This window comes from Enterobacter sp. ECC-219, assembly GCF_043966805.1.
Classification (GTDB): domain Bacteria; phylum Pseudomonadota; class Gammaproteobacteria; order Enterobacterales; family Enterobacteriaceae; genus Enterobacter; species Enterobacter cloacae_N.
Genome location: NZ_CP143680.1, coordinates 3,756,742 through 3,769,672, shown reverse-complemented (window position 1 = coordinate 3,769,672; position 12,931 = coordinate 3,756,742). Strand labels below are relative to the sequence as shown.

Below are 12,931 nucleotides of genomic sequence, written 5' to 3'. Positions count from 1 at the left end.
TAAAGCCCGCGCTGCGGGCTTTATTATTTTCAGGGAAGGATTAGAACTGGTATACCAGACCAACCGCTACGATGTCATCAGTACTGATGCCGTTCGCTTGATAGAAGTTATCGTCTTCATCCAGCAGGTTGATTTTGTAATCAACATAGGTAGACATATTCTTGTTAAAATAATAGGTTGCTCCAACGTCAGCATATTTAACCAAATCTTTATCGCTGCCGTAATAAGAGTTCAGGTCTTTCCCTTTAGACATCAGGAAAGAAACTGCAGGGCGCAGACCGAAATCGAATTGATACTGTGCGGTGACTTCATAGTTCTGAGTCTTGTTTGCGACGAAATAATCACCGTATGGGGTCATATTTCGGGTTTCTGAATACATGGTCGCCAGGTAAATATTATTGGCGTCGTACTTCATACCCAGGGTCCAGGCGTCGGCTTTGTCGCCGCCTGCATTTGTTTTGGTTACCTGATCGTTGGTACGGTCAGAGGAGGCATAAGCTGCACCCGCGGAGAAGCCCATACCGAAATCATAGGAAGTGGAAAGACCCCAACCGTCGCCATTCTCTTTACGAATGTCGCGACCATTGCCTGTACCTTCCTGATCGTTAGAGGCACTTTCGTTATTGCCCTGGTACTGAATAGCGAAATTCAGTCCGTCAGCCAGGCCGAAGAAACCGTTGTTACGGTACGTTGCAACGCCATTCGTACGACCGGTCATGAAGTTATCGGTGTAGGTGTAGGAATCCCCACCGAATTCAGGCAGCATATCGGTCCAACCTTCAACGTCGTAGAGAACGCCATAGTTACGACCGTAATCGAACGAACCGTAGTCACCAAATTTCAGGCCCGCGAAACCAAGACGGGTCCACGCCTGGTTGCCACTGCTCTCTGTATTGTTCGCCTGGATATTATATTCCCATTGGCCATAGCCGGTCAGTTGAGTATTGATCTGCGTTTCACCTTTAAAACCCAGACGAACATAGCTCATATCGCCGTCGGAATTGGTGTTGTCAGAGAAGTAGTGCAGGCCATCGACTTTACCGTATAAGTCTAATTTATTGCCGTTGTTGTTATAGACTTCGGCGGCATGTGCTGCGCCAGCCATTAACACTGCGGGTACCAGAATTGCCAGAACTTTTCTTTTCATTATATATTCCCTTTAACAATAATTTATATGAATATATGTAATTACTCTCCGTAATTACGTTTCTGATACTATTCTATGGGTTGTTAATTTGGTTCAAAATTAAATGTAATTAAATGGGTAAAAATATTTCATAATATTTCAGTTGGGTTCTTTATTTTTTTAATGAATTGATCGGTTGTATATATTGTGTGTAATTATTATTAAGTATTCCGCATTTCTATTTTTTAATTTATTTCATTTTGCTATGTTATAATTAAGCGCCCATTTTCGTCACAGGAAAATATGATGGATATCACACAGTGGCAGCAGCGCTTTGAATCCTGGCTTGATGAACATCACGCGACTGACGATACCGCGCACGATATTTCACACTTCCGTCGCGTCTGGATGACGGCGCAGAAAATCATGGTGCATCATCACGTCGACCCGCTGACGATCCTGACCGCCTGCTATTTTCACGACATCGTCAGCCTGTCGAAAAACCATCCTGAACGCAGCCAGTCGTCGCATCTGGCCGCGCGCAGGACGCGAGAGATTCTGCACCGCGATTTCCCTGACTTCCCGTCGGATCGCTACGCTGCCGTGGAGCACGCCATTGAGGCGCACAGTTTCAGCGCCGGACTGACGCCGCACACGATTGAAGCCAAAATTGTCCAGGATGCAGATCGTCTGGAGGCACTGGGAGCGATCGGCCTGGCGCGCGTGTTTGCCGTGTCAGGCGCGCTGGGCGTACCGCTTTTTAACGCGGACGATCCGTTTGCCGACGCGCGGCCACTTGATGACCGGGCGTTTGCGCTCGATCATTTTCAGACCAAGCTGCTGCGCTTGCCTGATACAATGCAAACCGAGGTCGGGCGCGAGCTCGCGCAGCACAACGCCGATTTTCTGATTCAGTTTATGGCGAAACTCAGTGCCGAATTACAGGGCGACTGCATCGGGCTGGATAGCCAGATTCAACACCGCTTCCGTCGCAGTTTGCGAAAGTGAACTGTGGTAATCTGTTCCCAGTCTTTATTGCCCGGTTAAAAGAATGCAGGAAAATCGATCAGTGACAGAGCCCGCGTCTGAGCAGGCAGAGAAGTCAACGGCAACGGTGCAGGCATTACTGCGTCAGCTGCTGGATATTTATGACGCTAAAACGCTGGCAAACCAGCTGGTGGCGCACGGTGAGAGCCACTGGAGCCCGGCCATCCTTAAGCGGCTAGTGACCAGCGATCGGGCAGGGCGCCGCCTGAGTGAAGGCGAGTTTCGTTATCTGCAAAATCTGCTTCCGCGGCCACCTGCTGCGCACCCGAACTATGCCTTCCGCTTTATCGATCTGTTTGCCGGCATCGGCGGTATCCGGCACGGCTTTGAAGCGATCGGCGGTCAGTGCGTGTTTACCAGCGAGTGGAACAAACATGCGGTACGCACCTATAAAGCGAACTGGTACTGCGATCCGCAGGAGCATCATTTCAACGCCGATATCCGCGATGTCACCCTGAGCCATAAAAGCGGCGTCACGGATGAACAGGCCGCCGAGCATATTCGTCAGACGATTCCGGCGCATGACGTGCTGCTGGCGGGCTTCCCGTGCCAGCCTTTCTCGCTGGCCGGCGTATCCAAAAAGAATGCCCTCGGACGTGCCCACGGCTTCGCCTGCGATACCCAGGGGACGCTGTTTTTTGATGTGGCCCGAATCATTGACGCCTGTCGCCCGGCCATATTCGTGCTGGAAAACGTCAAAAACTTAAAGAGCCACGACGGTGGAAAGACCTTCCGCATTATCATGCAAACGCTGGATGAGCTGGGCTATGACGTGGCCGATTCCGGGGACATGGGCGCGGATGACCCGAAAATCATCGACGGGAAACACTTCCTGCCCCAGCATCGCGAACGCATTGTGCTGGTCGGTTTCCGCCGCGATCTCAATCTGAAGGGGGATTTCACCCTGCGGGATATTCCCTCCTTATATCCCGAGCGCCGTCCAACCATTGCCGACCTGCTGGAGCCTGTGGTCGATGCAAAATTTATCCTGACGCCGATCCTGTGGAAATACCTCTATCGCTATGCCAAAAAGCATCAGGCCAAAGGCAACGGCTTCGGGTTTGGCATGGTAAACCCAAACGATCCCCGCAGCGTGACCCGCACATTGTCCGCTCGCTACTACAAAGACGGCGCGGAAATCCTGATCGACAGAGGCTGGGACAAGGCTCTGGGCGAGAAGGATTTCGATGATCCGCAAAACCAGCGTCACCGTCCGCGTCGCCTTACGCCGCGGGAGTGCGCACGGCTGATGGGCTTTGAAACGCCGCAGGGCTACCGTTTCCGCATTCCGGTTTCGGACACTCAGGCTTACCGTCAGTTTGGTAACTCGGTGGTGGTGCCCGCGTTCGCGGCGGTGGCAAAACTGCTGGCCTCGCGCATCAGACAGGCGGTGGCGCTCCGCCAGGGTGAGGCCGTCAATGACGGACGTTCACGATAAGGCCACGCGCAGCAAAAACATGCGTGCCATCGGCACGCGTGACACCGCGATTGAAAAGCGTCTGGCCGGGCTGCTGACGCAGGCGGGCTTTGACTTTCGCGTACAGGATCCCGCGCTTGCGGGTCGTCCGGATTTCGTCATCGACGCGTATCGGTGCATCATCTTTACCCACGGCTGTTTCTGGCATCATCACGACTGCTACCTGTTTAAAGTTCCTGCGACGCGCACCGATTTCTGGCTGGAGAAGATTGGCAAGAACGTTGAACGCGACGCGCGTGATCTTGCCACGCTTGTCGCGCAGGGCTGGAGGGTGCTGATCGTCTGGGAATGTGCGCTGAAAGGGCGGCTGAAGCTGAACGATGCCGATCTGAGCGAACGGCTGGAAGAGTGGATCTGCGGCGGCGGCGAGGCCGCGCAGATCGACACGCAGGGGATCCACGCGCTTACGGTTTCTCCACCTCGCAAGGCGTAACCACGGGCTTTGCCGGCAGCAAATATTTGCCTAAGGTCACCAGCACGACGGCAAAAACAATCACCCCTAAAGCTAACCACTCAACCGGAGAGAGCGTTTCACCGCCAAGCCCGGTGCCAAGCAGCACGGCCACGACCGGGTTGACGTAGGCATAGCTGGTAGCGACCGCCGGAGAGACGTTACGGATCAGGAACATATAGGCGTTGATGGCGATGATGGAGCCGAACAGCGCCAGGTAGCCTACCGCCAGGAAGCCCGACAACGGCGGCAGGGTAGTCAGCTCCTCTCCCGTCAGGGCTGAGGCCAGCAGCAGCACAATCCCAGCCGCAAGCATCTCAATTGCCCCCGCCATCATGCCGGTCGGCAGCTCGATACGAGAACCGTATACGGAACCGAACGCCCAGCTCATCGAGCCAATAAGGATAATCACTGCGCCCCACGGATTCCCGCTCAGGTTACCGCCGCTGTTGAGCAGAATAATGCCGGCAAGGCCGATGCCAATCCCCAGCCACTCCAGCTTGCGGGTGCGGATGCCGAAAAGGCGGCTGAAGCAGAGGGTAAACAGCGGTACGGTGGCAACGACCACGGCGGCGATCCCAGACGGTACGTTCTGGTGCTCGGCAATGGTCACAAAGCCATTCCCGACCGCCAGCAGCAGCAGGCCTATCAGGGCGGCGTTCAGCATTGGGCGAAGCGGAGGAAGCTTATGCCCGCGCAGCAGCAGGAAGGCCAGCAGCAGCACGCCCGCCGAGAGGAAGCGAATGCCCGCCATCATCAGCGGCGGCCAGCTTTCTACGCCGATGCGAATGACAAAGTAGGTGGAACCCCAGATGATATACAGCGAAAAAAGTGCCCCAATGAGTGGAAGCAGTTGCCGGAAACGCATAATCCCTCACGACGAAATAAAAAGGTCGCTGATAGTAAACGCGAAAACTATCGCGCTGGCGAGCCCTTTAATTGTGTAGTTGATGTGAAATTTTTGTTGACGCAAGGTGCCTGTTTCCGCGATTGCGCTTTTGCTCCATACTATTCACTTAATTACCAAAAAAAGAAGGATCACCATTTTGGCAGGAAGTAGCTTATTAACATTGCTGGATGATATTGCCACCTTACTGGATGATATTTCCGTGATGGGGAAACTGGCGGCGAAGAAAACCGCAGGGGTGCTGGGGGACGATCTCTCGCTTAACGCTCAGCAGGTGAGCGGGGTACGGGCTAACCGTGAGCTGCCAGTGGTGTGGGGCGTGGCAAAAGGCTCGTTTCTGAATAAAGTGATCCTGGTGCCGCTGGCGCTGCTGATCAGCGCATTCATTCCCTGGGCAATCACGCCGCTGCTGATGATTGGCGGGGCATTTTTATGTTTCGAAGGCGTGGAGAAGGTCCTGCACTCTTTGAGCTCTCGCAAGCAGAAGGATACCCCGGAGGCGCGTCAGCAGCGCCTTGAAGCGCTGGCCGCGCAGGATCCGAAAGTCTTCGAGCGCGATAAAATCAAAGGCGCCATTCGCACCGACTTTATTCTTTCAGCAGAGATCGTTGCCATTACGCTGGGCATTGTCTCCGACGCTCCGCTGCTGAATCAGGTGCTGATCCTTTCCGGGATCGCCATTCTGGTTACGGTTGGCGTCTACGGCCTGGTCGGTCTGATCGTGAAGCTCGATGATATCGGCTACTGGCTGGAGGAGAAATCAAGCGCGGTGGCAAAAGGCATCGGCAAGAGCTTACTGACGCTGGCGCCGTGGCTGATGAAGAGCTTGTCCGTGGTGGGCACCCTGGCGATGTTCCTCGTGGGCGGCGGTATTGTGGTTCACGGCATTGCTCCGCTGCATCATGCTATCGAACATTTCTCCTCGGCGCAGGGGAGCGTGGTGGCCGCTATTCTGCCGACGCTGCTTAATCTTGTGCTGGGCTTTATCGTTGGCGCTATCGTGGTGGCAGCGGTGAAACTGGTTGAAAAAATGCGCGGTACAGCGCACTAATTGTTACCCGTCGCAGGATGCAAAAAGACCATTCCTCGTCTAAATTGAAACAGTTTCACCCTGATACAGGAGGCAGGTATGGTCTTTTTGGTCAGTGATGAAGTTAAGCCTAAGAAGGGCGGCCCACGTATGATTGTCACCGGGTATTCCAGCGGAATGGTGGAGTGTCGGTGGCACGATGGCTTTAGCGTCCAGCGGGAAGCATTTCGTGAAGATGAGCTTCAGCCGGGTGACGGGCAGCACAAGCGGGACAAGGCTTAATCACATAACGCCCGGCTTTGCCGGGCGTTTTTTATCTCCAGTACCGGGTGTAGGCAGTTGTCAGGGAGTGTGTGTGCAGCGCGATACCTTTGTTGTAAGACAATCTTTTCTGCAATGGCTGCATAAGCGTAGCAATCCGGGGTTGATTGTTAATCTCTGTTTTCTGATCGTTCTGGTGTTTTCCACTCTCCTGACCTGGCGTGAGGTGGTGGTGCTTGAAGAGGCCTACATTTCCAGCCAGCGGAACCATCTGGAAACCGTGGCCAGCTCGCTGGACAGGCAGTTACAGAACAGCGTGGACAGGATGCTGCTGTTCCGCCAGGGCATACGCGATGCGATCCAGATGCCGCTGGCGTTTGATGTCCTGCAGAATGCCGTGTCGCGCTTCAACACCGTCCGCAAGCAGCCTACCTGGCAAATCGCCGTTGATAAAAAGCGGACCCTGCCCATTAACGGCGTTTCGGATGCGTTCGTCGAAAAAACCACGCTTCTGAACCGTGACCCTGACCGCATCAGTCATGAAATTTCTGCCGCGCTTGAAGTAGGGTATCTGCTCAGGCTGGCGTCCACGCGAGCGCAAACGGAATCACGCGCGACCTACGTCTCCCGCGCCGGTTTTTTCCTTTCCACGGATACGCCGGACCTGGCGGGCGACATCACCTCCCGCTATTACCATCTGGTCACGCAGCCCTGGTTTACCCAGCAGTCAGAGCGCAACAACCGCGCCCGCGCGGTGCGCTGGTTCATCTCTACGCCTTCCTCATGGAACGGGGAGGAACGCACGATCGCCGCCAGTGTGCCCATCTATTTCGACCATTACTGGTACGGCGTTGTAGCGATGGATTTTGCGTTGAGCACGATGCAGCGCCTGCTGGCTGACGCGACGGAAGACCGGACGGAAGGGGAGTATCAGCTGTACGACACTCGTCTTAATATGATTGCCACATCTGACCGTTCAGGAAAACCGATTAACCATTTTGATGAACGCGAAACGGCGCAAATAGCGCAGGCGATTGAGAACGATACCAGCGGTGGGATCCGCCTTGGAAGCCGTTTTGTCAGCTGGGAGCGGCTCAATCACTTCGATGGCGTCGTCTTGCGGATCCACACCCTGCATGAAGGGGTACAAGATGACTTCGGCAGTATCAGTATTGTGCTGGCGCTGATGTGGGCACTCTTTACCGCCATGCTATTGATCTCGTGGCTGGTTATCCGTCGGATGGTCAGCAACATGTATACGCTCCAGCACTCGCTCCAGTGGCAGGCCTGGCATGACCCGCTCACCCGCCTGAATAATCGCGGCGCGCTGTTCGACCGCGCAAAACTGCTGTCGGAAACCTGTCGCCAGCAGTCGCTGCCGTTCTCGGTTATTCAGATCGATCTCGACAATTTTAAAAGCATTAACGACCGTTTTGGCCACCAGGCCGGGGATAAGGTGCTCTCCCACACGGCAGGGTTGATTGCCAGTACGTTACGCAAGAACGATGTGGCAGGACGCGTGGGCGGGGAAGAGTTTTGTATCGTTCTGCCGGGGCTTGGTCTTGAGGAGGCGAGAGGCGTCGCGGAGCGTATTCGTTGCCGAATCAACAGCAAGGAGATTCTGGTGAAGAAGAGTATGACCCTGCGCATCAGCGCGTCACTCGGCGTCAGCAGCGCGCAGGAAAACGAAAACTACGATTTCGAACAGCTGCAGTCCGTGGCGGATGCCCGGTTATACAACGCTAAACAGGGCGGGCGTAACCGGGTTGTCTGGCACGATCATGACAAAAAGTGATCCAGCCCCTCCTGCCAGCCGAGCGGTCCCGCCTGCCGGGTGTGATAAACCCGGCTGGGGCTATCGTCCCGTAACCTAATACCCTGGCGGTTTATGCCCTTAATCACCACCGCGAAGTCCACGCTGTCCAGCAACGGCGCGTCGTTTGGCCCATCGCCGAGCCCCAGGGTGGTGGGTTCAATATTTTCCCGTTCACGGTACTGCGCGATAAGCCAGTTAGCCGCAACGTCCTTACCGCAGCCGGCATCAAGAATGTGCCAGAAACGGGCTCCCTGCAGGCATTTCAGTCCGCGCTGCGCCAGCGCCGCTTCAAACCGGGCCATGGCTTCGTCGGAATCACGCCAGATGAGCGTGACGGAGGCGTCGTGCCTGCGGGCAAGCGCCGCCCGGTAGCGGGTCAGCCCCGTCCATTCGCTGATGACGCGTTCGTCCACGTCGTCAAAAGTGGTGAATTTGAAGCCTGCCTGCTGGCGGATTTGCTCAATAAGCGGATGAATCTCCCGGTGCGTCATGCCGTTGATGTGGCGCTGACCCATTTCCCAGCGTACGTCAGGCTGAACCACCGCGCCGTTCTCAGCGATAAAAGGTAAGCCTTCGAGACCTAAATCCTGCTGGATATCCAGCATCTCTGCCGCGCTTTTGCTGCTGCAAAGAATCACCGGTACCTGGTTATCCTGCAGTTTATCGAGCCACGGCATCGCGGGCTGCCACTCATAGGTATGAATATCCAACAGCGATCCATCCAGATCGGAAAAAATCAGCAGGGGACCCTGGAGTGAAAGCATAGTTACTCCCGAAAACGAATGAGCCTTAATCTAAGAATGTTCCTAAAAAATTATCTGCGCTTAAACCGGATTCAGGAGAACCGATCCAGCCAAACCCGCATTCGGCGTATGTTGTTGCTCATAACCAAAACGATTATGTTAAAAATATTATATTCACTGTAAGAATATATGCTTGTCATGCAAAATCGTTGGGGATAGTGTTGTTTGTACATCAGATTTCCTGGTGTAACGAATTTTCAAGTGCTTCTTGCATAAGCAAGTTTTGATCCCGGCCATCCCCATGACCGGGATTTTTTTCGTGCTAACGATTTGCTTCGGACACGCTAAAGTCATGAATATCTAGCTCGAAGGCCTCCGCCAGCTCGCGATAGGTGTGATAATCCCTCCCGTTAACAATGACGTGGTCCGAACCATCGTCCGTGCGGCGGACTTCTGACTCACTGATCTCATTGATGGCGGCCAGCAGGGCATCGACATCCACCTCAACTTCGCGCTTGATGGTGTCGCTGTACTCTTTATCGGTCTTCATTACGGGGTTCCTCATTCAACCGTGTCCAACGCTAAGTATAGACTGTGTATAAAAACGCCATTCACGCCGTGCGGCGATGTGTGTTTTTGCGTTTTGTTCTACACTGGCTCAAAACCAGAGGAGGAATGTATGAAGGTCAACGATCGGGTAACCGTTAAAACGGACGGTGGGCCGCGCCGCCCGGGGGTGGTGCTGGCAATTGAAGAGTTTAGTGAAGGCACAATGTACCTGGTCTCACTGGAAGATTACCCGCTCGGCATCTGGTTTTTTAACGAGCTGGGGCATCCGGACGGCATTTTTGTTGAGAAAGCGGAGTAGTACGGCGTCGGGTGGCATTGCGCGTGCCCGATTACGTCCGCAAAAGCAAAAATCTCTGGCCAGGCCAGAGATCAAAGGTAGGGTGCAAAGGGGTTTAAGCCACTAACGCATGTTGACGAAAATCCCGTTCGTCACATTATCGGTCAGACGTACCACGTGATAGATCACTTGCTTATTATGCGTTTTAATTTTCCTTTTAATATTTCCTTTGTGTGATGAAACGGTTTTCGCTTTAATATTCATCTGGTCGGAGATCTGAATAGTTCCTTGTCCCGCCATCCACATTCGCAGCATGCTTGATTCAGTCCTGCTTAATGAAAGGGTGGGTAAGTTAACCGCTCCTACATTTTTAACTTCTTTATTCAAATAATCACCCAGAATGTCATCCAGCGACTCGGGTTTAATCGACTTAGAACTAATCAATAAATTTTTACGGACCAACAAATACTCATCGAAATGGATATTCGCGATCGCCATAAAAACAATAAACAGGGTTTTTGGATGCTGATTAATGATTTGCTTAATGTGCTGACTGTTGGCTGGATCGTGAATGAAACAGTCCTCATTAATAAACACCACGCCTGGTTTGAGTTCGTCACAAGCGGCTGCGAGTTCTTCAACGGTGTGTGCATCGTTGATGTCTCTCTTTCTTACCCCTCTGCTTGCCAGGTACCCGGTTAACCCTAGCCGGGTGTAGCTGCATAAATCCATAATGATCGTTGACATGGCATACCCTCACTCAATGCGTAACGATAATTCACCATCTGCCTGAGAGCTCAAAACAGCCATACGGGATGGAAAAAAATAATAAACCTGTGAGCATGACAAAGACTTTCAGGCGGACTCACTATCCCGTAAAGTTACGTATAATTTGCCAGGAATCTTCTTAAAGTAAAGTAAATATTAAGTATTGTGAGATGGTTAGAAACATTTAAACCGCGTCAGATATATCCTGGAAGATGTTTTTCGCGTTTTATTTTAGGAATATCCTCAGAAAGACAATAGCGAACGTGAGGACTATTATTTACGTGGCAATTCGCTGACAATATCCGCTAACAGATTGAATATCTCGCCGAATAAATGTTCACAGAAGGGGGCGATAAGGGGCATCAGTAATGACATTAATAAAATTCCGACCGTCAGGGTCAGCGGAAAACCAATCACAAACACCGAGAGCTGCGGTGCCATTCTGTTCAGTAAACCTAATGCCAGGTTGACGGTGAGCAGCAGCGTGATGATCGGCAGAGCCAGCATCAGACCGTTGAGGAAAATCAGCCCCGCCGCGCGGGTAAGCGCGAGGAAGGCGTTGCTGTTGACCGGGTTATCACCAATCGGCAGCGTATGGAAGGTATCCACCAGCATGGAGATGAGCCACAGATGGCCGTTAAGCGACAGGAACAGCAGCATGGCGAGCAGATCGATGATGCGCGCCAGCACCGGCATGTTGAGATGGCTGCCGGGATCGACAAACGTGGCGAACGATAGCCCCATCTGCAGGCCAATCAACTCACCAGCCGTGCGCACGGCGGCGAAGGCGAGCTGCATGGTAAAGCCCACGGCGACGCCAATCATCACCTGCTGCAAAGCGACCCATATCGCGTTAGCCGAGAAGATGGGAATATTCACGGGTGGCAGGGAAGGGGCAACGATAATGGTGATGATAATGCCCAGCCCCACCTTGACGCGCTTGGGGATCGATTTCTCGCTGAGTATGGGGGCGGTGGAGATCAGCGCCAGAATGCGCAGCATCGGCCAGAAATAGACGCCGAGCCACTGAACCCACTGGTCGCTGGTGAAGTGCAGCATCGTCAGGTCAGCCGATGATGTACGGCAGATTGGTAAACAGGTTGCGCATATAGTCCAGCAGCAGGTTTAGCATCCACGGCCCGGCCACGATAATCGCCACGAAGACGGCGATGATTTTCGGGATAAACGACAGCGTCATTTCGTTAATCTGCGTGGCAGCCTGAAGAATACTGATAATCAGGCCGGTAACCAGCGCGACAAGCAGCAGCGGCGCGGCAACGGCAATGGCGATTTTCATCGCTTCCGTGCCCATCATCATGACCGATTCGGGTGTCATTGCCGTTCCTTAACTGTAAAAACTCTGCGCCAGCGAACTGACCAGTAGTTGCCAGCCATCGACCAGCACAAAGAGCATGATCTTAAAGGGCAGGGCAATGGTGGCCGGCGGCACCATCATCATCCCGAGCGCCATCAGGACGCTGGCGATCACCAGGTCGATAATCAGGAACGGAATAAAGATGGTAAAGCCAATCTGGAACGCGGTTTTCAGTTCGCTGGTGACATAGGCCGGCAGGAGAATGCGCATCGGCACCGCTTCCGGCCCCTGAAGCTCGCCGGTGTTGGACAGTCGAGCGAAAAGAGCCAGGTCCGCTTCGCGCGTCTGACGCAGCATAAATTCCCGCAGCGGCTGCGCGCCTTTTTCCAGCGCTTCCTGCATCGAAATTTTGTCTTCGCTGAACGGCTGGTAGGCGTCGGTATAAATCTTGTCGATCACCGGCGACATGATGAAAAAGGTCAAAAACAGAGCTAAACCCAGAAGCACCTGGTTTGGCGGCGCCGAAGGGGTGCCCAGCGCGTTTCGCAGCAGACCAAAGACGATGATGATGCGGGTGAAACTGGTCATCATCAGCAGGATGGCCGGAATAAAGGTCAGCGAGGTGATGAAGACCAGCGTCTGAACCGGGAGCGACCAGCTCTGGCCGCCACCCGCAATCGGCGTTGAGACCAGACCGGGCAGCTGTGCATAAACCGCAGGAGCAAACAGGCCAATGCCCGCAAGCGTAAGGGATAACAAACGGCGCATCAGGATCTCCCGGAACGCTTAAGCAAACTCTTCATGACGGACTGAAAATCCGCAGGGGCTTGTGCGCGCTCGTCCACCGTGACCGGGGCGGGCGGCAGTTTATGTAATACGTTGATGTTTGAGCCGGTTACGCCCAGTACCAGACGCGCATCTTCCACATCGACGATGACCACGCGTTCGCGCGGCCCAAGGGGAGTGCTGGCGCTGACCTTCAGGCCGCGGGTGCTGGCAGTTTTACCCGCCAGACCAAAACGCTTCGCCAGCCAGGCGGCAATAAGAATAAAGGCAATAATACCGAACAACGCCCCGCTCACCTGGAGCAGCGGGGAGCCGGGAACGGCGGACGGTGGTGATATTGTTGCCTGGGTTTTCATA

Annotated in this window: 15 protein-coding genes and 1 pseudogene; 7 read left to right on the top strand and 9 right to left on the bottom strand. The window is 53.8% G+C overall.

From position 1 onward, the window contains the following. Positions 1-40: 40 nt before the first annotated feature. Entirely contained in the window at positions 41-1,147 is a 1,107-nt protein-coding gene (gene ompC / locus V1603_RS17980) for a porin OmpC (RefSeq protein ID WP_233002662.1), read from the bottom strand. A 285-nt stretch (positions 1,148-1,432) separates the two neighbouring features. Between ompC and V1603_RS17975 the strand changes: the two genes are divergently transcribed. The 3 genes from V1603_RS17975 (at position 1,433) to V1603_RS17965 (ending at position 4,083) form a co-directional block, all read left to right on the top strand. Beyond that, positions 1,433-2,134, top strand: a complete 702-nt coding sequence (locus tag V1603_RS17975) for a phosphohydrolase (RefSeq protein WP_395313999.1) — start codon at positions 1,433-1,435, stop codon at positions 2,132-2,134. A gap of 61 nt (positions 2,135-2,195) precedes the next feature. Further along, the gene (locus V1603_RS17970) at positions 2,196-3,611 is read left to right on the top strand and encodes a DNA cytosine methyltransferase (RefSeq protein WP_302217914.1); all 1,416 of its coding nucleotides are present in this window, start codon (positions 2,196-2,198) and stop codon (positions 3,609-3,611) included. Next, positions 3,592-4,083: a very short patch repair endonuclease gene (locus V1603_RS17965; protein ID WP_316379470.1), complete on the top strand. Its 492-nt coding sequence runs from the start codon at positions 3,592-3,594 to the stop codon at positions 4,081-4,083. Before V1603_RS17970 ends, V1603_RS17965 begins: the two co-directional genes overlap by 20 nt. Here V1603_RS17965 and yedA read toward each other — a convergent pair. Next, the gene (yedA, locus tag V1603_RS17960; protein WP_028013712.1) at positions 4,055-4,969 is read right to left on the bottom strand and encodes a drug/metabolite exporter YedA; all 915 of its coding nucleotides are present in this window, start codon (positions 4,967-4,969) and stop codon (positions 4,055-4,057) included. The two genes, V1603_RS17965 and yedA, sit on opposite strands and share 29 nt — an antisense overlap. Before the next feature lie 175 nt (positions 4,970-5,144). Here yedA and V1603_RS17955 point away from each other — a divergent pair, with 175 nt between their 5' ends. From V1603_RS17955 to dgcQ, 3 genes are all read left to right on the top strand, one after another. Further along, entirely contained in the window at positions 5,145-6,059 is a 915-nt protein-coding gene (locus tag V1603_RS17955; RefSeq protein ID WP_192984988.1) for a DUF808 domain-containing protein, read from the top strand. Positions 6,060-6,137: 78 nt separating this feature from the next. Continuing rightward, complete coding sequence (locus tag V1603_RS17950) at positions 6,138-6,320, top strand: YodC family protein (protein ID WP_116338958.1); 183 nt, start codon at positions 6,138-6,140, stop codon at positions 6,318-6,320. 73 nt (positions 6,321-6,393) lie between these two features. Beyond that, entirely contained in the window at positions 6,394-8,094 is a 1,701-nt protein-coding gene (dgcQ, locus tag V1603_RS17945; protein ID WP_395313040.1) for a cellulose biosynthesis regulator diguanylate cyclase DgcQ, read from the top strand. On the opposite strand, the gene V1603_RS17940 is transcribed toward dgcQ, so the two are convergent. Together V1603_RS17940 and yodD are read right to left on the bottom strand one after the other, a co-directional pair. Continuing rightward, positions 8,079-8,879 (bottom strand): mannosyl-3-phosphoglycerate phosphatase-related protein, encoded by an 801-nt coding sequence (locus tag V1603_RS17940; RefSeq protein ID WP_395313039.1) that lies wholly within the window; start codon positions 8,877-8,879, stop codon positions 8,079-8,081. The genes dgcQ and V1603_RS17940 overlap by 16 nt on opposite strands. Positions 8,880-9,180: 301 nt before the next feature. Then, entirely contained in the window at positions 9,181-9,408 is a 228-nt protein-coding gene (gene yodD / locus V1603_RS17935; protein WP_048959254.1) for a YodD family peroxide/acid resistance protein, read from the bottom strand. Between the two features lie 129 nt (positions 9,409-9,537). Between yodD and dsrB the strand changes: the two genes are divergently transcribed. Next, positions 9,538-9,726 (top strand): protein DsrB, encoded by a 189-nt coding sequence (dsrB, locus tag V1603_RS17930; protein ID WP_013097741.1) that lies wholly within the window; start codon positions 9,538-9,540, stop codon positions 9,724-9,726. A gap of 102 nt (positions 9,727-9,828) precedes the next feature. Here dsrB and rcsA read toward each other — a convergent pair whose 3' ends face one another. From rcsA to fliO, 5 genes and pseudogenes are all read right to left on the bottom strand, one after another. Then, positions 9,829-10,452 carry a transcriptional regulator RcsA gene (gene rcsA, locus V1603_RS17925; protein WP_013097740.1) on the bottom strand — a complete coding sequence of 208 codons (624 nt, stop codon included), beginning with the start codon at positions 10,450-10,452 and terminating at the stop codon, positions 9,829-9,831. Between the two features lie 287 nt (positions 10,453-10,739). Next, positions 10,740-11,532 (bottom strand): annotated as a pseudogene (gene fliR, locus V1603_RS17920) (flagellar biosynthetic protein FliR); the annotation flags it as partial. Between the two features lie 7 nt (positions 11,533-11,539). Further along, complete coding sequence (fliQ, locus tag V1603_RS17915) at positions 11,540-11,809, bottom strand: flagellar biosynthesis protein FliQ (protein WP_008500315.1); 270 nt, start codon at positions 11,807-11,809, stop codon at positions 11,540-11,542. A 9-nt stretch (positions 11,810-11,818) separates the two neighbouring features. Further along, positions 11,819-12,556: a flagellar type III secretion system pore protein FliP gene (gene fliP / locus V1603_RS17910; protein ID WP_061097755.1), complete on the bottom strand. Its 738-nt coding sequence runs from the start codon at positions 12,554-12,556 to the stop codon at positions 11,819-11,821. Further along, positions 12,556-12,930 (bottom strand): flagellar biosynthetic protein FliO, encoded by a 375-nt coding sequence (fliO, locus tag V1603_RS17905; RefSeq protein ID WP_116338968.1) that lies wholly within the window; start codon positions 12,928-12,930, stop codon positions 12,556-12,558. The genes fliP and fliO overlap by 1 nt, the downstream gene beginning before the upstream one ends. Between the last annotated feature and the right edge of the window lies 1 nt (position 12,931).